This window comes from Chitinophaga sp. 10T418, from assembly GCF_056394125.1.
This window is the reverse complement of sequence record NZ_JBFTHG010000006.1, coordinates 385,427-406,813: the sequence shown is the minus strand read 5'-3', so window position 1 is coordinate 406,813 and position 21,387 is coordinate 385,427. Positions and strand designations below refer to the sequence as shown.

Genomic DNA, 21,387 nt, shown 5'->3' with positions numbered 1-21,387 from the left:
AATATGCGTGGAGGATGGCTTTTGATATGTCTGCTGATAGGCTTCAGCAGCGGGGCACAGGTGAATACCAAAACGAAGGCAGGTTATCACTACCTGTTATATTTGCCTGCGCAATACAATCCGCAGCAGCAATATCCACTGGTCATCTATCTGCATGGTGGATCCCAGAAAGGCAATGACCTGGAAAAGCTTAAAGTATATGGCCTGCCTTATCTCGTGGCCAGGGGCCGGCAATTTGATTTTATCATTGCTGCTCCGCAGTGTCCGGATAATAGGTACTGGTCTACCGAGAACTGGTTTGAACCACTATATGCCGAACTGACTACCAAATATCTGATCGACACTAACCGGGTGTACCTGACCGGGGTAAGCATGGGTGGCTATGGCACTTACATTACCGCCATGGACTTCCCGGATAAATTTGCGGCTTTGTTGCCTTTATGTGGTGGCTGTAATGACAGTGATACCAGCCGGATCTGCAACCTGCAACATATTCCTATCTGGGCCTTCCATGGTACAGCCGATGACCAGGTAGATATAAAGGAGACTATCAGGATCGCTGATAAACTGCGTACCTGCCAGGGACATATGAAATTTACGCCCCTGACAAATGAAGGGCATGGCATACAGTTTTTGTATGAAAAAAAGCCGGAGATTTACACCTGGTTGCTGCAGCAACATAAATAACTGGCTATTGTATGAAAGCGGGAATTACATTATTACATACCTTACTACTGCCGGATTTTCCTTCTGCCTCGGCAGTGGAATACCTGGACGGAAAATTATACCTGATAGGCGATGATGCGACCTGCATTTTGGTGCTGGATCGCGATTATCACGTTATTAAAAGTGTGCCGGTAGCAGATGCCCCCGGTAAAAGAATCGCTAAAGCGGAGAAGCCGGATTATGAGGCTTCAGCGCTCATTACGCTGCATGGACAAACGTATTTGCTGGCATCCGGCTCATTGGCTACGGAAAAGCGTCGTCAGCTGCTGCTGCTACCTTTGCCAGGCGCAGTAGAGGGGCCGGGAACAACAGGTATGCAACCCCGGGATGCGCAGGCCGCCACCAACATACAACGAATCAATTACCCCGATGCTTTCATCTCGCAACTGACAACAAGTGGCATCAGCGAACTAAACATAGAGGGCGCTACCGTGATCGGAAATACACTGCTGCTCAGCAACCGGGGCAATGAGTCTTATCCGGTTAATCAACTGATCCTTGTTCCCAATGGCTTTTGGGAGCAGGAATGCGTTCCTGCATTTTCCGTACTGCCGTTAACGTTACTAACGCCGATGCCTGTATTTGCGGGAGTATCTGAACTGTGTTACGTACCGGGCAAAGATCTGCTGCTTTGCACTTTGTCATCAGAGGCCACTACCAATGCCTATGACGATGGCGCCATCGGCGACAGTTATATTGGATGGATAGCGGATATCTCCCAAAAACTGACCCATACGTCAGTGGCCATGGATGGATGGCTGAACCTGGCGGAAGCAGATCCCGTGTTTAAAACGGAAAAGATAGAAGGCATTTGTGTGGAGCACATCATGGAAGAGGAGCTGATTCTTCACCTGGTATCCGATAATGATGGCGGAGAGAGCCGGTTGTTTAAAGTGGCCTTTTCATTACAGACGTAAAGTGTGATTTCTGTAAAATTAATACCTTCGCAATATGGATATAGAATTTGATGAATCAGGACTTGCTGTGAAATATGATGAGGACATTGACGATACCCTTTCCTGGGGAGATGTGGTCCGTATTTCAGGCTATAAAGTATATGCGTATCCGGGAGAAGCTACTTTCCTGGTATTTGAAGCTGCTGACGGCGAAACATTGGAGGTATCCGATGAAATGAGCGGCTGGCTGGAGCTCCTGGGTGGATTGCATAATATCTTTAAGTTGTCGCCCGGTTGGGAAGAAGAACTGACAGACATAGAACCGGGAGGAGAGGACGTAATCTTCTTTACGAAGTAAATCCAGTCACAGCAGCAACCAGCAGTGTCACGCCTTTTGCTTAATACCCGCGTCAGCAGCGTTCTTTGCTGACGCGGGTAATAATTATTCTGACTTCAAACTAGTTACAGGATTCGCCAGCGCAGCTTTCACCGCCTGGAAGCTCACCGTGAGCAAAGCTACCAGCAATGCGCCTCCTCCTGCTATGATGAATACCCATACACTTAGTGGAACACGGTATGCAAAATCCTGCAGCCAGCTACTCATCGCCCACCATGCCAATGGGAAAGCGATCGTGGCAGAGAGGATGACCAGCTTCAGGTAATCTTTCGATAATAGCTGAACAATACCGCTGATACTGGCACCTAATACTTTCCTGATGCCTATTTCCTTGGTTCGCTGTGCTGCGGTGAAAGAAACGAGTCCAAACAGCCCCAGACAGGCAATCCCAATGGCAAAGATGGAGAACAGCATGAAGAGCTCACCCAGTCGTTGTTCTTCACGGTATTGACGGTTAAAGGCTTCGTCCTGGAAGAAGTAATCGAATGACATAGCTGGAACAATTGCCTGCCAGGTTTTACCCAGACCAGCAACAGTAGCTGCGGCATTACCTGTATTTATTTTTATGCTGATATAATTCAGCCAGTTGGGATTATAAAATATAGCCATGGGCGTTACTCCACGTTGCAGGGAGTTGAAATGAAAATCTTTGTACACACCGCATATGGTTCCCCAGCCCCAGTCGAATTCCTGTCCCAGTGCGTCTTCCGGTTTTTTCCAGCCGAAGAAGGGAAGTGCCGCTTCGTTGATCATAATATCGCCGGATTTCCGGGAGGTATCTTTTACCATGCTGCACTGCCGGCCTGCCAGCAATTTGATGTTATAGGTCTGGAAAAACTGATCATCTGCAGACAGCAACCGTGTATCTGTTTTTTTAGTAGGATCATTTTTAAGCCGGAGCAGGTTATTCCCGAACTCTTGCCCGGGTACGTTACCTGAAGTCGTAATAGACAACACACCTGCCTGTTCCTTAAATTTTTCCACCAGTGCTTTGATATTTTTGCCTGCTTCGCCACCATTGGCAGGTATCACCAATACCTGCGACTGATCAAAACCCAGGTCGTAGTTTTTCATGTATTGGAGCTGCTTGTATACAACAATAGTGGCGATGATGAGCAGGATGGAAATAGAAAACTGTGTTACCACCAGCGCATTCCGGAGGAAATGAGTTTTCATTTGCAGTCCGCTCCGCTGTACCATACGGGAAGGATTAAACCCGGACAGGACAATAGCCGGGTAAATACCGGCAAGCAATCCAATCAATAAACTAATGCCAAACCCGGCACATATTATACCTGGTTGCAACAAGGCCACTATTGTAAAATTCTTATCCGCAATATGATTGAAAGAGGGAAGGAACAACACTACGAGTAACAGCGATAGCAGGAAAGCCATCGTACTCATCATGCCTGCTTCTGTCATAAACTGTAAGAAGAGCTGGGAACGTCTGGCGCCTATTACCTTTCTTACACCTACTTCTTTAGCCCGCGTAGTGGCCCTGGCAGTAGCCAGGTTGACGAAATTGATGCCTGCAATCAAAAGGATAAATAATGCTACGAAAGATAAGATATGTACATAGTAGGCGTCCCCGTTTTTACTGAGTTCATAGCGAAGATTCGAATGCAGGTGGATGCTTGCCAGTGGCTGTAAAAAGTACGTATATACTTGTCCGTTGGCCTTTATTTCATCACCTACATATTGATAAGCAAGATACCTGATCTGTTTGTCGAATGCCGCAACTGATGTACCCGGCTTTAGTTTGATAAATGTTTGTACCACGGTACCATGCCAGTTATCATTGTTGCGTTTGAACCATTCCTGGTTACGGAAAGACACCGCGGAGACGATAAAGTCCGGCCTGAAATAAGTGTTGAAAGGAATGTCTCTCAGTACACCGGTTACCCGATAGTGCTTTTGATTAATTGTTAATATTTTATTGAGATAGTTACTGGCATTATTTTCTTTTCCAAAATATTTTTCTGCTTTAGCAGCTGTCAGCAAAATAGCATCCATCTCATTCATGGCTGTACGTGGATTTCCCGCCAGCAAAGGATAGGGAAGTACTTCGAGCAGATTGCTGTCTGCCAGGTAAACCGCTGTTTCAGGAATCTGTTTTTGCGTGCCGGTACTGACTACTGAGTTCTTTATATAATCAAAAATGCGTGTGGCCGATGCCACCTGTGGATAGGCGAGCACGGCCTGCTTTAGGTTACCTGGTGTGGAGGAGAAGCGAAGAGCATCGTTGGTTTGAGTCTTCACTTCCTCGGCAATCCTGTATACCTCCTGTTGCTGAGGGATCCACTTGTCGTAGCTGTATTCATCCGTCACATAGATCGCAATAAAGAAACAAGCCGTAAGTCCCATCGTAAGCCCGACGAGGTTCAACAGACTATGTGTGATATTTTTCCGGAAATTCCGCCACGCGATTTTTAGTTGACTTTTAAACATAGTGTGTGATGTTGCAGACTTGCGATGGCTAAGTAAATGCCAACTTCATTGATGCTGATTATCAATACGTAATGTTTGAAATTTCCTTTGCCAGCTGTCCGGTTTTAACGGTGGATGTTCATTATCGGACACTCTCATAATGGGCGTCTTTGAAGATTACCCTATCCTGAACTTTCCCTGAAATTTACCGGCTGTGTAATTAATGACGGTATTTCCTCTGCTGCAAAGTAAATTTATCTACCACAAAAATAACTCCTTTACATTAGTCTATTAATTTGGTAGACTAAAAACTTGTTGGTACTTTTAACGCTGAATTGAAATCAGATATCGCGATTCAGCCGTAGTCGGTTTAAAACAGTTTTATCAACCGGCCCTCGTACATCGGTGAGCATTTAGAAGCGTGCTTTCTCTTTTCACAGGCATGGCAACAGCCTGGGCGGGGCCTCAAAAATTACCTATGGATTCTTTTTACTTTCGGTCTTTTAAAGAAAAATGGCGGAGCGCATTTTTGCTCATAACCTTACTGACGCCTTTATACCTGCTGGCGCAGGAAAAACGTGCAGGCGTTACCGGTATCGTTCAGAATGAACGTCACCAGGGAGTGCCTGGCGTATCTGTAGTGGTGAAAAATGAAACCACCGGCGCCACGGCATCCACACAAACCAATGGCAGCGGCGCTTTTCGCTTCACTAACCTCAGTGTTGGCGGTCCTTATAGTGTACAGTTTACTTCTATTGGCTATGAACCTGCTCTGGTAGCGAGTCTTACTTTGTCAGAAGGACAACCTCAGCAGGTAAACATTACACTCAAAGAATCTACTTCTTCCCTTAACCAGGTAGTAGTGGTAGGATACGGTGTACAACGCCGCAAAGAAATTACTGGAGCAGTAGCTTCGGTACGTGCCGCTGATCTGAAAGATCAGCCGGTGACCAGCTTCGAACAGGCTATTGCAGGTAAAGTACCTGGTGTACAGGTACTCCAGAATACCGGCGCACCCGGTGGCAGCATCAGTGTGCGCATCAGGGGACTGAATTCTATCTCCGCAGGCATCGATCCTTTATACGTGGTGGATGGAATTCCGCTCTCCAACGATCTGAAAAACCTGCAGGGATCAACAGATGTGGTGAACATCACCGGGCAGGCCTCTTTCCAGAAATCTCCGGATCCACTCAGTACGCTGAATAGTGATGATATTGCTTCCATCGATATCCTGAAAGACGCTTCCTCTGCATCTATATATGGCTCCAGGGCGTCTAACGGCGTGGTGCTCATCACCACCAAAAAAGGCAAAACATCCGGACCTCCTTCTTTCGGGTATAACATGTATGCCGGTTTTCAACAAGCCAGCAAAAAAATAAAACTGATGGATGCCTATGAGTGGTCGAAGTTCAGCTTTGATGCAAAGAACAATGCCTACCTGGATTTCAAACCATCCGGTAAAATTACAGACGATAACGCCACCAGAGGTAATTCCAATTACCAGATTGCACCCGAAATACTGCCTTATCTGGCAGGTAATCAGGGACTCACCAATACCGACTGGCAGGATGCTCTGTTCAGAACAGCCCCCATCCAGAATCATACCCTGTATGTTTCCGGCGGTAGTGATAAGTTCCAGTATTATGTGTCCGGTAACTACCTTGATCAAAAAGGAATCATCCTGGGCTCCGGCTATAAAAGATATGGATTGAGAGCCAACCTGACCGCAGAACTTACACAGAAACTGCGGATAAGCGTATCCGTGAACCCTACCTTTGATCACTATGACCTGATCAACAGTGAAGGTCCCTGGACATTCGATGGTATCCTCAGCAATGCCCTGAAAGCATCACCCGTATTCCCGGTATACAATCCTGACGGGTCGCTGGCTACCAATCGCCAAAATGTATGGGCCTATGGTTATTCCGGAGGTGAAAACCCCGTAGCACTGGCCACACAGATAAAAGATAAAATGGATCATGTGCGCAACCTGGGTAGTGCCTGGGCAGAATATGAAATCATTAAAGGACTGAAGTTTAAAACATTCTTCGGCTCCGATATCAATCATTTCAGCCGCAATTATTTCCGGCCATCTACGCTCGGAAGCTATAAACCAGTGCAGCAGGCTGCTCCCACCATCCCCAAGGGATCCGCTCAAACGGCCTTATCTACGAACTGGCTCTGGGAAAATACCCTGAACTACCACTTTAGCATACACGAAAAACACCGCTTTGATGTACTGGCAGGTTATACTTCTCAGAAAAATGTAACCAAAGCCAATGAAACGGATGGTACGGGTTTCCCTAACGATGCCGTACAAACGTTGAATGCAGCCACCATCACCAGCGGTACTTCTACAGAATCACAATGGTCGTTGTTGTCGTACCTCGGCAGGGTAAACTACAACTACGATGATAAATACTTTATATCTGCCAGCATCCGTAGCGATGGATCTTCCCGCTTCGGTGCCAATAACAAATGGGGTTATTTCCCTGCCGTTTCCGGTGGATGGCTTATCAGCAATGAATCCTTCTTTAAAGTGAAAGCCATTTCAGAACTGAAGGCGCGGGTGAGCTATGGTACTTCCGGTAATTTCCAGATTGCCAACTACGCCTCCTATGACCTGTTATCGTCTAATGGCTATATACTGGGTAGTGGTAACGGCACAGCGGTGAATGGCGTAGGATTATCCCAGCCGGCCAATCCGGATCTTACCTGGGAAAAAACGGTGCAACTGAACGCTGGTTTAGACATCGGTTTATTTTCCAACAGGATTTATCTCAGCGCAGATTATTACCGCGCCACTACCTCTAACCTGCTGCTGAATGTGCCCGTAGCACTGAGCTCCGGCTTTGGCACTGCGTTGAAGAATATAGGTAAAGTGCGCAATACAGGGGTGGAGTTTGGTTTGAATACCCGCAATCTGACCGGGGCTTTTGTATGGAATACCAGCTTCAACATCTCTGCAAATAAAAATGAAGTATTACAACTCGGCGCCAACAATGCACCTATCATCTCAGATGGTGGTAATGGTACCATTTCACAGCTTTACATCACTAAAGTGGGATTGCCTATAGGCAGTTATTATGGTTATGTAAATGGTGGTTCATTTAAAGATCAGGCGGCCATAGATGCGTATCCGCACTATGCTACCACGAAACCCGGCGATCGTAAGTTTATCGACGTAGACGATAATAAAAAAATTGATGCCAGCGACAGAACAGATATAGGCAGCTACTTCCCTAAGTTTATATGGGGCCTCTCTAACGAATTCCGTTATAAAGGATTTGACCTCACAGTTGCGCTGCAGGCGTCAAACGGTAATAAAATAATGAACCTGCAACGCCGCTTCCTGTATAATGGGGAAGGTAATGCCAACCAGATGATTGAAGAGACAGGTTACTGGAAATCGCCTACGGATCCGGGTGATGGCAACACCATCCGCCCCAACCGTGTAACCACCGGTAACAGTGCGCAACCCAGTTCCTTCTTTGTAGAAGATGGTTCGTATGTGCGTTTACGTAACCTTACCATCGGTTATACTTTTGATCAGCGGTTGCTGAAGAATAAGATCCAGGGACTGCGGATTTATGTATCTGGTCAGAACATCTATACCTGGACCAACTACACCGGCTACAACCCGGAAGTGAATGCCAGGCCGGATAGCCCGCTGTCGCAGGGAGAGGACTACGGTACTTATCCTTTACCGAGAACATTCACCGCAGGTATCAATCTTTCATTCTAAAAACAGGAACTTATGAAGTTAAATATCACAAAAGCAATAGCAGGCTTGTCGCTGGTAACGGTTATATCTTCCTGCAGTAAAGATTTTATTAACCTGGCACCGGTATCCAATCAAACTACGGCTACCTTTTTTAAAACAGCCAATGACTTCCAGCAAGGTGTAAATGCGGTGTACGATGGATTGCAGAGTGCGCGTTCTTACGGCAAATCCAGCTATTACCTGATGGAAGTAAGAAGTGATAATACAGATATTCTTGATCGTGGTGCGCTGGGTGGTGTAGCTTCCCAGATAGACCTGTTCACGGAAACCACTACCAATCCCTTCCTGACAGACGTATACGCCGGGGCTTATGTAACGATATCACGCGCCAACGCCGTGCTGGATCAGATAGATGCGGCTGCCATTCCGGATTCTTCCAAAAAACAATTCAAGGGAGAAGCACAGTTCCTGAGAGCATTTGTATATTTTGACCTGGTACGTTTGTATGGAAAAGTACCGCTGGTGATTAAAACAGAAACTACTTCAGAAGCACAGAACGATAAAAGAAATGAAGTAGCGGATGTGTATGCACAGATTGAGAAAGACCTGCAATCTGCTGCCACCTTACTTCCTGTGGCATACTCCAACGCCGGTGATTATGGCAGGGCAACTGCCGGTACAGCAAATGGGCTGTTGGGTAAAGTATATGTGACAGAGAAAAAATGGTCTGCTGCGACTGCGGTGCTTAAAAACGTTACCGGCTATACGTTGTTAACGGATTATGCCAGTTTGTATAACCCGGCCAATGCAGTCAACAGTGAAGTGTTATTCACCGTGCGGTTTAAGAAAGGGCTGAGCCCATCTGAAGGCAATACTTATTTCACGGACATGGTGCCGTTTTCTTTCTACTATAACGGTGTCGCCTATGGGGGATCCAATAATAACCGGCCTACCAATGATATCGTGTCTGCTTACGAGAAAGATGATAAGCGCCTGATCGCTTCACTGGACACGGTTTCCTTTAAAAATGCCACCACCACACAGAAAGGGAATTATGTAAAGAAATACCTGGATATACCTGGTGCTACCGGTGATGGTGGAAACAGTTTCCCGGTATTACGATATGCGGATGTATTGTTGTTACAAGCAGAAGCACTGAATGAGCAGGGATATAGCGCTGCTAACGGGCCTGGTAGTGCTTTTGATTACCTGAACCAGGTGAGAAGAAGAGCTGGCCTGATAGCGAAAACTGCTGCAGACCTCCCTGATCAGGGTAGTTTCCGCGATGCCATTTTTGCAGAAAGAAGGGTAGAACTGGCCTTTGAAAATAATCGTTGGTTTGACCTGATCCGTTATTCTAAAGGATTAGCGATAATGCAGGCACATTTGCAGAAAGAGTACAACCTGGCTACCCCGGTATTGACGCCGGCCAGGTTGCTGTTTCCTATTCCGCAAAGCGAGATAGATATTCACAACGATCCGACCAATTTTCCTCAGAATCCATGATGGCAGGCGGGTTGAATTAAATAGCGTAGTATGAATCGTTTTATTTTTATATTGCTGGGAGCACTATATGTGCTCCCGGCCTGGGGGCAGCATGCCAGTGACTCAATATGGGTAAAGAAAAATTATTATAAACAGGAGCGTCAAATCCGAATGCGGGACGGTGTGCAGTTGTTCACGGCTATTTACCTGCCGAAAGACAACACAGAGAAACACCCGATACTCATCACGCGTACGCCTTACTCGGCAGCACCTTACGGGGAACAATATCTCAGCCCCAATCTCTGGAATATATACTGGAACAGCTATGCACACGAACACTATATTATTGTGGTGCAGGACGTGCGTGGTCGCTGGATGAGCGAAGGAGCATTTAAAGATGTACGTCCGTTTAATCCGCATAAGGAGGGCAACGACATTGATGAAGCCAGCGATACCTATGATACCATCGACTGGTTGCTGAAAAATATACCGGGTAACAATGGTAATGTAGGCGCTTTTGGGATTTCCTATCCAGGATTTTATACTACCATGGCTGCGTTGAGCGGACATCCGGCATTGAAGGCGGTAAGTCCGCAGGCGCCGGTGACCGACTGGTTTCGTGGAGATGATTTTCATCACAACGGCGCTTTTTTCCTGATGGACTGTTTCGGCTTTTATACCAAAGGATTTGGGTATCCTCATCCCAATCCTATATCGGTAGCGCCGGTACAGGCATTAAAGTTACCATGTACCGATAACTACAATACTTTTCTGAAAATAGGGACCATCAAAAACTTCACGAAACTAACAGGCGACAGTCTGGCTTTCTGGAAAGAAATCATTGCGCATCCGCACTACGACGACTGGTGGAAAGCGCGCGATCCGCGTAATTATGTGGACAGTATAAAACCTGCCGTGTTGGTAGTGGGTGGCTTGTTTGATGCAGAAGATTGTTATGGCGCCTGGAATTTATATAAGGCAGTAGAACAACATAATCCGGGGACTCATTTCAACCGGCTGGTGATGGGCCCCTGGTACCATGGGCAATGGGCTTCTACAGATGGTACGCACCTGGGCAATATTCAGTTTGGCGATAACACCGCCGCCTGGTACCAGGAGCATATAGAAGTACCGTTTTTTAATTATCATCTCAAAGGAAAAGGCAATTTGTCTGCCATCGCAGAAGCTAACGTGTTTTTTAGTGGTGAAAACAAATGGCATCAATACGATAAATGGCCGCCGGTAGCCGAGGAAAAGGAGATTTTTTTACAGGAAAACGGGGAGCTGGCATGGCACAAAAGCGAGACAGGTTTCTGTGAATACGTAAGTGACCCGGCGCATCCGGTGCCATATACGCAGGATGTACATTATATCCGCACCCGTGATTATATGACGGATGACCAGCGGTTTGCGTCACGGCGGGCAGATGTACTGACTTTCGAAACAGATACGCTGACAGCAGATTTAACCATAGGCGGCACCGTTACGGCAGATCTGCGTGTAAGCCTGACAGGTAGTGATGCAGATTTTGTGGTGAAAGTAATAGATGTGTTTCCGGATGATTTCCGCTATCCCAATACACCTCCTCCCAACAGAACGCGTGATGCCGGGGGGCCTTATCCGTTGGGTGGTTACCAGATGCTGGTAAGGGGCGATATTTTCCGGGGACGTTTCCGGCATAGCTTTGAGGAGCCGCAGGCGTTTGAACCCGGTAAAATTGAGCAGGTGAAGTTTGCTTTACCGGATGTGGCCCATACTTTTCAGAAGGGTCACCGGCTCATGATCCAGGTGCAGAGTACCTGGTTTCCTTTGGCAGACAGGAATCCGCAGCAGTTCGTGAATATATACGAAGCCACGGAAAAGGACTTTGTAAAAGAAACGATCCGTATTTATCATGATAAGGATCACCCTTCCGGTATCATTTTGCCGGTGTTGAAATGATTACGGTCGTTTGAAATGGATTTCCAGTTTCATCTGCCGGTGCTTATTGTTATAGACTTCTTCATCCTCCCGGAAAATGATGAGTTGTTGTGGGGTGAGTACGCGTATCCTGAAGGTGATGGCGTCGCCGTTGGCTTCCTGCAGGGTGAGTTCTTTGGCTTCCCGGTCCAGCACATAGGATTCGTAGCGTTGGCCGCCGTCTACGATGTTGCCATTTTCCTTAAAAAGCATTACATCCAATGGCGTGAAGTTGGTATCTATTTTTTCGAATGCTTTTTCTTTATTTTCGGTGGCACTCATGATAGATTTCACGGGGAGCCATTTACCGGTGATTCTGCCATTTGTCTGATTAGCCGGGATATTAGGGATGTTGCCGCAGCCGAGGTGCAGGAAACAGGTTAAGAAAAGCATATACAAGCTATTCATATTTCGTATCTTTAGATTGAACAAATCGTCTTTTGCCGCGCTGATGATCAGAGGTGCATCTCAACTTCGTAGCCCAAATGTACTACAATCGGAGTGAGCAATAATAAACGGCCGGCAACAATTTTAATCTTTTCGCCTATTATTTTACCAGCAAAAAGTTGTGTTATGGCAGATAATATTGCAGCGCCGTTTATACCTGCACAATACATTGGAGAAGCCACAACTACGTCTGAGACGAAGGAGCTGGTACATGAAACCGCGGCTGTGACTTTTTTTAAGGTGGCGGTAGCAAGGCTGTCTGATGTAAATAAATGGGCCGGAATGAGTGGAAGTTTCTCTTCTGAATTTCAGTTGACGGATCTGGCCGGCAAACTGGCTGAAGGGCCGGCTGAAACGGGGATGTATATACGAATAGATATTCCAGGCCCGGGTACCAATGCCGGGAAGGGGTTTGACTGGGTAAAGATTGAACAGAAGGAGCATGTGATGCTCAATGAGCACCAGGAAGTGTTTTTTATCCGGGCGCGGCCTACGGAGCATCCCATTCAGAAAAGCGCCGGTATTGCCCATTTTCTGCGTAAAGAAGCCAGTAGTTCGTTTGTATTGGTCAGGAACGGGGCCACCATTACCGCTACCGTATACGGACGTAATGAAGTGCCAAATACGCAAACTGCTGACGTAGGAGATAAGATCAGGAATGCCGTGGTTGGTTCCACCGGCGCCATTGGTATCTCTAAGCTGCAGTGGAAGGCGCTGGTGAAGGGATTGTTGGAATGAGCCTCCGGCAGCTATCTTTCCTGATTTTTTCCAGGTTATCAACTACAGTTGTTGTTCCCTTTCCAGAAAGCTTAGTGTTTTCATTTGTAACTCCACTTCTTCAATCGCTTTCATCAGGTTATTTTTAGTATCCGTTAGTGCAGTGAGTGCAACGACCATTCTTTTCCATACCGGTTGCATATCTGTAACGAGTGCTTTCCCTTTTTCCGTCAGTTGTATGAGTCGTTTCCGTTCATCTGCCTTATCTTTTTTAGAGCGGATGAGTTTTTGTTTCTCCAGCTCTTTGAGCAAACTGATAGTAGAAGGGTGGGAGTACCCTATTTCCACCGCAATTTCTACTACAGATAATAGGGGCTTAAGATGCAGGGTATAAATAACGGGAAACCATTTAGGTTCAAACTCAATGCCGTTGGCTTTATAGATCAGCTGCCCATCTTTGCGCAGCTGATCACTGAGTCTTTGCAACCGGGTAGAAATGGCCAGTATACCCGATTCGTCAATCACATTTGTCATATCCTTTAATCGTTAAGATGTAAGTGATAGAATACGTTGTCTGCATTCATCACCGGAAAGTACGATGGTAATTCCGTCTTTTTTATCTGTTTAAAATGATTGCGTTCATAAAAACGGATGGCGGCCGCCAGTTTATCTACCGTGCCCAGGTAAAGATCCGTTATCTCTGCTGATCTGGAATAGGCGATCAGTTGATCCAGCAGCTGTTGTGCCAGGCCTAATTCCTTGCCCCGGAAGTCTTTTTTTACAAACATTTTGCGGATGGCCCCAGCCTGGTGGCCGGTGGCTATCAGGGCAATCGTACCAACCAGTTCGCCGTTTACCATGGCTCCCCAGAATCCGCCGCCTGTCTGATGATAATTGGTTTCAATATCATGCAGATCGGGTTGGTCTTCGATGGTGATGGGAACGTTAAATTCTATTTGTTGTATGGGCAGTATAATATCAATTACCTGCTTGCAAAACTGGTTGTCAATCATTCTTATAGTAGGTGCCGTATTCATTTGCATAGATTTATGGTATAAAACTACGTAGTTGACTACATAAATAAAAATTTATTTTTTATTTATGTGCGCAGATGGGTTGCGTAGTAGTGTTATCTCTTTGTAAAAACAAGCAGGCCTTCTAGCTTAAAATGGACAAAGCTGCGGTAAAATTACGGCACCGCGGAGTGTATGGAAACATATCGTTGCAGACATGCTTTGCAATGATCACAATTTACAGATGCACCGAAAAGGTAACACGGAGTAGGGAAGCGTATTTACAGCCATACTGCCCTGCAAGGGGAATACGGGTTCGAGTCCCGTGAGGGTCACTGGAATAGAAAAAGCTTCAGAGCTTATTGGTTTTGAAGTCTTTTTTGGTTCGATATGTGATCGATGAATTTTGAAACTATCCCAAATTATTGATGTATAAGGGTTGTTGGGTTCGGGTACCAATGGGTGATTAATGATACGTAGAACTTCTAACCGCTACCCATGCTTAGTCCAAGTCTTCAGAATTTAGAACTTGCTGAATGGAAATTTCGGCCAAGTAATAAACTAATTCAAGGATCTTTTCAGCATCTTCTTCTGATACAGTTATTCCTCCATTTGCTAGTATGGTTACAGCCTGTTTTGGTGTCAATTCTTATCAGTCATATTATGAATTATGTGTGGTCCATTTTTCATGTTTCAATATAAACACCAAGATAAGTCAGTTCTATTTCATTATGAATGGTTATTAGTTCTGTGATAACTTAATAACTCCTTCTCAATTTTTAAAATGACTTCCTCTATGGGGCTAAAATTGGAATAACCTAATGAATTAATAAATCTTGTCAACTCAATTGTATTTTCTATAAAGTCTTTCTCCGTGAGATGATTGATATTCACAGAACATAAGTCAGGAATACAATACCACAGTTCGCCCGTTAAGTAATTTACTTGTAAGCCTATCCTTCCTGCCTTACTGATAAGATCATACTTTATTATAATTACATACCTGGTTATACCCAGTTCATTTATGTAAGGAATGTTAAAATAAGCAAGATTTTTATATGGATACCATTGCGCTCCGATTTTAGGTTTGTCTATCGCGAAGTCGAATAGGATTCTTTTAGGAGTTTTATTATCTGGTAGTGCATTCGTCTGAAGGTCAGGCCACACTGGGGCGCGAGTACCCTTACTGAAGCGTTGATAATCGGTGACAGCTATACTGCAGCAGAGCATAGATTGTTAACCGCATTGCAGGCCCCAAGCAGGATTAATCCTTGTAAACATTTATCAGTTCGGTGTAAAGGCCTTTAGCAGAACAATACCCGGGCACAGATAGTGCTGCATCTTACCCAGTCTTTCGACAAGGCAAAGGAGATATAATTGCTGATCCTGACATCCCACCGCATATTTTTATTGTAAAAATGACAATAAAAATCAGTATTTTAGTACTGAATAGCTGTTGCTGGAATTGCTATATATCTTACCATATTTTCTTTCAGAAGACTTTGACAAATTAATCGCCCAAATATATTTGATCATTCTATTTTTCTAAAACAATTCCTAACCCTCAAAGGATCCATCTATGAACTTTAAATGCTACCCCCTTAAAAGGATGATATGGCTCATCCTGGCTCTTTTATGCCTGTTGACTAAGCCCGCGCATCCACAGGTTTATGCCAATCAGCAGAATAACGGTGTAACCGGCCTGTGTTTACTTTGTGGTGTTACTGATCCGGACAATGCTGTTAACTCCAATACCGGCGATTATTCTACCTTCAACATAACAGTAGGTTTGCTGGGTATAACGGTGTACCAGACATTGATTTTTCCAGCCGTCAGCAACAGCGGATGTGATTCGTTGGTAATCGGTATTGGCAGCAATGATGCATTATTATCTGCCAATCTTTTCGGCGGTGTTACCGTGCAAACCTTTAATGGCAATACCGCCAATAACGACGCGCGTGTGGTGGACTCTTCTGTATTGCGTTTGTTACAGAACAATACMCGGGCGGAGATCGTCCTGCATCCTACCCAATCCTTTGACCGGGTAAGGATAACCCTGACCAGTAGTTTACTGGGTTTATTAAGTAGTTTCCGGGTTTATTATGCTTACCGCAATTCCGGTAAGCCCACCAACCCGGTGTATACAGTGCCGCAGGGAATAACGTGTGGGAGCCAGGTACTCACGATCCAGAATTATGTACCAGGTAATTATTATCGGGTAAGAATCAAGTATAAATATGGCGGTGCGCCTACCACGCCGGTATCTGACACGTCATTTACTGTATATAACAGTAATGTGATCGTTACTCCTGATATTTCATTTATTTTTATGCCCCCACAGGCAGATATTTACGTTCAGGCCGTTAACCCGTTCACCAATTGTAGTTCAGACAGTGTACATCGCTCCTATAGCATTGGAGCAACACCGTCTTACGTTGATACCGACGCAGACAGTATAACGATCTGTAAAGGAGACAGTGCTACCCTGCACGCATATAACAGCGCTTTTCCGCCTACCGTCATTCTATGGTATGATACAGCGGTCGGAGGTACGCTTTTACATACAGGTAATTACTTCAAGGTCAGCCCATCTTCAACTACTACCTATTATGTCACCGGTAGCGCTCCATGTGAAAACCCCAAACGAAGACCGGTAAAGGTATTTGTGAAGCAAATACCCAATCCTGTTTATACTATTCCTGACGGATTTGCATGTGGAAGCCAAACACTTGGCGTGCAAAACCATCAGTCGGGATTTAACTATTACGTACGAATAAGATATGTCGATTTTCTGAATAACCTATTGATGGATAGCAGCTATGTGGTATTCAATAGTAATGTTATCAGCACGCCTGATATAGTTGCTACCTATTACGGTACTGCTACCGTTTCTGTTCAGGCAAAAGATACCGTCAGCGGTTGCCGCTCCGATATTATTACTCAATCATTTATCTTTGGCGGTTCCGCAGAAAAACCGGCAGTGGATGCAGACAGCGTAAGTATATGCGCAGGGGACAGTGTTACTTTACACGCTTACGCACCTAGTTTCCCGGCTCAGAAAGTTATGCTCTGGTATGATGCTCCTGTTGGTGGAAACTTATTGTCCAGTAGTGACTACTTTACGGTAAGCCCCGACACAACTGCTATTTATTATGTAACTACAGGATTCAACTGTGAATATCCTCAACGTCAACCTGTAAAAGTAGAAGTGCTTAACTGTTTGTCTAAGAATCGTATGGTTTTCGTCACTTCCCCGGCGAAACAACCTATGTACCTTAAAATATACCCTAACCCTACCACAGGTGAAATAAAGATAGACGGCAAGTTTGATATGGCTGGTGCGCAACTCAGCATATTTGACCTTCAGGGCAGGGAAATACAGCGGGGCATACTAACCAATAATTTAATCAGGCTTGAAGGCAACAATGGGTTGTATATTATTAAGTTGATCACCCGCACAGGAAAGGTATATCATTGCCAAATATTGCTACAAAAATAGGCGGGTAGATCACTCCTGACAGTAATAATTATAACACAGGAGGCTGGGTTAATACCGGCCTCCTGTGTGTATTTTAGCCGCAGTTCAATATCTTTGGGTGTCGTTCAGATTTGCAACTTTTAATTTCGGAATTGTCCAATCGGGATCACTGGAAGATATGCCCGCCAAAGTAATTCGTATAGAAGAAATCCTCTCAAATCCATGTTGGCACAAGTATTTATTTCCAGCAGGAAATAGCTATACGAAATAGCAATAGCCATACCGCTTAACTGCATATTACGAAACCGATTTCGTGAGCCTGCATGGCCGAAAGGCGCAATATTTTACGCTTTCGGATCTCTCAGAAAACAAATTTTTTTTTCTTTCTTCCAAGTGAAATACTAATTTGGTCGTAGTTGGTTCCACGTACCTTTTCTTCAAAAAGAAATCATATTTGCTTTATGAGGAGTTAACATCTTTTCATAGTATTGGTCAACTGGCGGCGAGGTATAGAATAGGTAATGATCAGTCGAAGCTTAGGCTGAGGTGATGGCTGACAGGCACTTTCTGCCGTGTGCAATATCAATGTAACCAGCTGTACATCAACACCAATTTCTATATCCGGCATTGTGCATTTGGAACACCCTTATCGACAATAATAACCAGCAGTTACAGTTAGTTTTTTTGAGAAATGAAATTCAATAACCATCTGTTTCGATGGAATTTATTGCTGTGGTGGAATGTAGCCAATGATTCCTGCCTCAGAAATAAGTCGTACGTATGTCGTCAGTGTGTACCGGCAAGTCCGCAGTGCGGCATAGGTTTGTCTGAAAAGCACTACAGGTAAGCAAATTCAACCAAATGATATTAAGATAATAATCTGATAACACCATCTGTTATTAATTCAACAGCATCATATTTAGTTTTATGGCGTAAATACTTCTTATCGATCAAACATGAATGTATTCATTAAAACTGCACCGAATGTTTTACGCCTGGCGAATTGTAAGCTAATGCATCTTCCATTCAAGAACAACAGCCATTAACATTTAAAACAAACAAGCCACTTAAAGATTGCTTTATGAACAAAATCTATCAATGTAGGTTTTTATTGCGGTTACCTGTAAAACTGCTGCCAGCCTTCCTGTGCTGGATTGTCTGCCTTTGTCTGGCCCTGTCGCCAGTGCAGGCGCAGAATAAATTCAGGATCGAGGGCAAAATTACCGACGACAAAAATCAACCAATCCCCGGCGTCAGTATCTCCGAAGCCGGCACCCGTAGCGGTGTAGTAACTGATGCAGAAGGTAAATATCGTTTAGACGTTGCCGGTAGTAACAGCACATTGCACATCGCATTTGTGGGTTATGAAAGCAAAGAAATTTCCGTAAACGGCTCCCATACGCTTAACATATCACTGTTCCCGCAGCTGAAACAACTCAACGACGTGGTGATCACCGGATATGGTAAAACCAGTAAAAAGAATGTCATTGGTGCCATCAGCTCCGTAAATTCCGGTGAATTTACGCAAGGCGTTATCGCTTCCCCTTCTATGCTGCTGCAGGGCAAGGTACCCGGTTTAACCATCACTAAAAGTGGTAACCCCAACCAAAATCCAACAGTAATATTAAGAGGACCTTCTACCTTGCGTAGTGGCGCCCAGGAGCCATTTTACGTGGTCGACGGCGTTCCCGGTGCACCCATCGATATGGTGGCGCCGGATGATATTGCCAGCATCGACGTACTTAAAGATGGTGCTTCCACTGCTATCTATGGCGCCAGGGCAGCGAACGGCGTAATCATGGTAACCACCCGCCGCCCTAAAGCAGATCAACTGCGTATCGCTTACAATGCATACGTAGGACTGGAAAAAGTAGCGAACCGCCTGGAAGTACTCACCGGCGACGAATTACGTAAATACCTCGCTGACAACGGCCAGGTATTGGCCGCCGCCAACAACGATGTATATCCGGGTACTACCACGCCCGTAAACACCGACTGGCAGAAAGAAGTACAGCGCGATGCCGTTTCCCATAATCATAACCTCTCGTTAATGGGCGGCGCCAAAAATACTACCTATGGCTTCAGCGTAAATTATCTCAATAACCCCGGTATCATCAAAACTTCATCGCTGAACAGGCTGGGAGTGAGGGCTAATATCGATCAACGTGCGTTTGATGACCGCCTCCGCCTCTCTTTAAATCTCTTTAATACGTCTACTACACAAAACAATGTACCCGATGCGGTATTCGGCAACATGCTCAACTACCTGCCAACCGTGCTGGTTACCCGTCCTGACGGTACCTACACAGAAGATTATGCCGGTAATATCCGCGGAAGTAATAACCCTGTTTCGCTGATTGCCAACAACAACGACGAAACGAAAATCAATAAGTTCCTCGCCAACGGACTGGCAGAAGTAAAAATCCTGCCTGGCCTCACTTATACACTGAGTCTTACCACCCAGCGGGACCAGGTAACCAGGAACGTATACTATAACAGTCTGTCCGTGCTGGCAAAAGGATTGAACGGTAAAGCTACCCGCCTTGCCTGGACCAATGCCCGCAATATCATTGAATCTTATTTTAACTACGACAAAACAGTAGGTAAACATAACTTCAAAGTGCTGGCCGGGTACTCCTGGCAGGAAGACCACAATGGCGATGGCTTTGGTGTTACTACTCAAGGTTTCGGTAGCGACGCCCTCACCTGGAATAACCTGGCGCTGAGCAACCCACCTCCTGGTACCGTGGTATTTGATAACTCCGCTTCTACTACCCTCACCACGTTGCGCCTCATCTCTTACTACGGCAGAATCAACTACCAGTATGCAGATAAATATTATTTCCTGGTGTCGCTGCGTAATGATGGTTCTTCCGCATTTGGTAAAAATAACCGCTGGGGTTATTTCCCTGCTGTATCAGCCGGCTGGCGCATCAGCCAGGAGCCTTTCATGAAGGCAAATGGCTTCTTCGACGACCTGAAGCTGCGTGTCAGCTACGGAAGTTCCGGTAACTCACTCGGCTTCGATCCACTGGCTGCACAGTTGCAATACAGCACCACCGGCCGTTACTACGATAATGGGAACCTGATTAATGCCATCGCACCTGTACAGAATGCCAACCCCGACCTGAAATGGGAACGTACCGGTATGCTGAACGCCGGTATTGACTTCGCTATATTCAACGGGCGACTGAGCGGTGCGGTAGACTATTACGACAAGCAAACTTCTGACCTCATCTGGAACTACCCGGTAACCACTACGCAATATATCACTACTACCTTGCTGGCTAACGTAGGAAAAGTGAGTAACAAAGGAGTGGAAGTAGTACTGAATGCAGAACCGGTACACACCAAAAACTTTTCCTGGAAAACATCGGCTAACGTTTCTCACAATACCAATAGCATCAGCTCTTTGTCCAACGGCCGCTTTACACTGAAAGATATCCCTACTGCTATCCTCGGCGGCAAAGGCCAATCCGGTAACTGGAGCCAGAAAGTACTGGAAGGCCAGCCTATTGGTACTTTCACCCTGTTCCATTACCTGGGTAAAGACAAAGACGGTGTTTCCACTTACCAGAAAGCTGATGGTACTGTAACTACCTCTCCCGCGATCGGTGACCTGATGCGCGCTGGTAACGCACAACCTACGCTTACCTATGGATGGAGCAATACCTTCACCTGGAAAGGATTTGACCTGAATGTATTTATCCGCGGCGTAACCGGTAATAAAATCCTGAATGCTACCAAGGCAGCATTGAATACCCCAACAGATGCCAAGATGACTAACATCCTGAAGTTCACTGCTGGTGAGTCTTACAACGATAAGAACTCCTTCATGATCTCTGACAGGTTCCTGGAAAACGGTTCCTACCTGCGTATGGATAACCTCACCCTGGGATATACGTTCAAAACCAGGAGTAATTACATCAGCAAATTACGTATATACGGCAACGTGAATAACGTATTTACTATCACCAAATACACCGGTATAGACCCTGAAATGGACCTCGGCGGCCTTACACCAGGTATTGACGCCCGGAATTATTATCCTAAAACCCGGTCTTTCATCTTTGGTCTGAATGCTATTTTCTAATCAATCAGTTTGTTTAAATATCAAG

General features: G+C 45.5%; 13 protein-coding genes. 9 read left to right on the top strand and 4 right to left on the bottom strand.

The annotated features are described in order from the left end of the window. Positions 1-3 precede the first annotated feature (3 nt). The 3 genes from AC1DCV_RS19790 to AC1DCV_RS19780 are packed head-to-tail and all read left to right on the top strand — an operon-like array spanning position 4 to position 1,980. Positions 4-687: a carboxylesterase family protein gene (locus tag AC1DCV_RS19790; RefSeq protein WP_477024775.1), complete on the top strand. Its 684-nt coding sequence runs from the start codon at positions 4-6 to the stop codon at positions 685-687. 11 nt (positions 688-698) lie between these two features. After that, the gene (locus AC1DCV_RS19785) at positions 699-1,643 is read left to right on the top strand and encodes a DUF6929 family protein (RefSeq protein WP_477024774.1); all 945 of its coding nucleotides are present in this window, start codon (positions 699-701) and stop codon (positions 1,641-1,643) included. 34 nt (positions 1,644-1,677) lie between these two features. Further along, positions 1,678-1,980, top strand: a complete 303-nt coding sequence (locus AC1DCV_RS19780) for a hypothetical protein (RefSeq protein ID WP_441574870.1) — start codon at positions 1,678-1,680, stop codon at positions 1,978-1,980. 84 nt (positions 1,981-2,064) lie between these two features. Here the strand turns inward: AC1DCV_RS19780 and AC1DCV_RS19775 are convergent, their stop codons facing one another. Continuing rightward, positions 2,065-4,467: an ABC transporter permease gene (locus tag AC1DCV_RS19775; RefSeq protein ID WP_477024773.1), complete on the bottom strand. Its 2,403-nt coding sequence runs from the start codon at positions 4,465-4,467 to the stop codon at positions 2,065-2,067. Between the two features lie 508 nt (positions 4,468-4,975). On the opposite strand from AC1DCV_RS19775, the gene AC1DCV_RS19770 reads away from it, so the two are divergent. From AC1DCV_RS19770 to AC1DCV_RS19760, 3 genes are read left to right on the top strand one after another with little or no spacing between them, the layout of a single operon-like run. Then, positions 4,976-8,191 (top strand): SusC/RagA family TonB-linked outer membrane protein, encoded by a 3,216-nt coding sequence (locus AC1DCV_RS19770; protein ID WP_477024772.1) that lies wholly within the window; start codon positions 4,976-4,978, stop codon positions 8,189-8,191. Between the two features lie 12 nt (positions 8,192-8,203). After that, complete coding sequence (locus AC1DCV_RS19765) at positions 8,204-9,676, top strand: RagB/SusD family nutrient uptake outer membrane protein (protein WP_477024771.1); 1,473 nt, start codon at positions 8,204-8,206, stop codon at positions 9,674-9,676. A gap of 30 nt (positions 9,677-9,706) precedes the next feature. Beyond that, the gene (locus AC1DCV_RS19760; RefSeq protein ID WP_477024770.1) at positions 9,707-11,596 is read left to right on the top strand and encodes a CocE/NonD family hydrolase; all 1,890 of its coding nucleotides are present in this window, start codon (positions 9,707-9,709) and stop codon (positions 11,594-11,596) included. Here AC1DCV_RS19760 and AC1DCV_RS19755 read toward each other — a convergent pair whose 3' ends face one another. Continuing rightward, positions 11,597-12,022: a hypothetical protein gene (locus tag AC1DCV_RS19755; protein ID WP_477024769.1), complete on the bottom strand. Its 426-nt coding sequence runs from the start codon at positions 12,020-12,022 to the stop codon at positions 11,597-11,599. A 165-nt stretch (positions 12,023-12,187) separates the two neighbouring features. On the opposite strand from AC1DCV_RS19755, the gene AC1DCV_RS19750 reads away from it, so the two are divergent. Continuing rightward, positions 12,188-12,799 carry a hypothetical protein gene (locus tag AC1DCV_RS19750; RefSeq protein WP_477024768.1) on the top strand — a complete coding sequence of 204 codons (612 nt, stop codon included), beginning with the start codon at positions 12,188-12,190 and terminating at the stop codon, positions 12,797-12,799. A 42-nt stretch (positions 12,800-12,841) separates the two neighbouring features. On the opposite strand, the gene AC1DCV_RS19745 is transcribed toward AC1DCV_RS19750, so the two are convergent. Both AC1DCV_RS19745 and AC1DCV_RS19740 read right to left on the bottom strand, forming a co-directional pair. Next, positions 12,842-13,312 (bottom strand): MarR family winged helix-turn-helix transcriptional regulator, encoded by a 471-nt coding sequence (locus AC1DCV_RS19745; protein WP_477024767.1) that lies wholly within the window; start codon positions 13,310-13,312, stop codon positions 12,842-12,844. A 5-nt stretch (positions 13,313-13,317) separates the two neighbouring features. Beyond that, a complete protein-coding gene (locus tag AC1DCV_RS19740) occupies positions 13,318-13,821 on the bottom strand; it encodes a GNAT family N-acetyltransferase (RefSeq protein WP_477024766.1) in 504 nt (167 codons plus the stop codon). A 1,549-nt stretch (positions 13,822-15,370) separates the two neighbouring features. Here AC1DCV_RS19740 and AC1DCV_RS19735 point away from each other — a divergent pair. Together AC1DCV_RS19735 and AC1DCV_RS19730 are read left to right on the top strand one after the other, a co-directional pair. Continuing rightward, on the top strand, positions 15,371-17,290 hold the full coding sequence (locus tag AC1DCV_RS19735) for an Ig-like domain-containing protein (RefSeq protein WP_477024765.1): 1,920 nt from the start codon (positions 15,371-15,373) through the stop codon (positions 17,288-17,290). Between the two features lie 1,060 nt (positions 17,291-18,350). Beyond that, a complete protein-coding gene (locus AC1DCV_RS19730) occupies positions 18,351-21,362 on the top strand; it encodes a SusC/RagA family TonB-linked outer membrane protein (protein ID WP_477024764.1) in 3,012 nt (1,003 codons plus the stop codon). Positions 21,363-21,387: the final 25 nt, after the last annotated feature.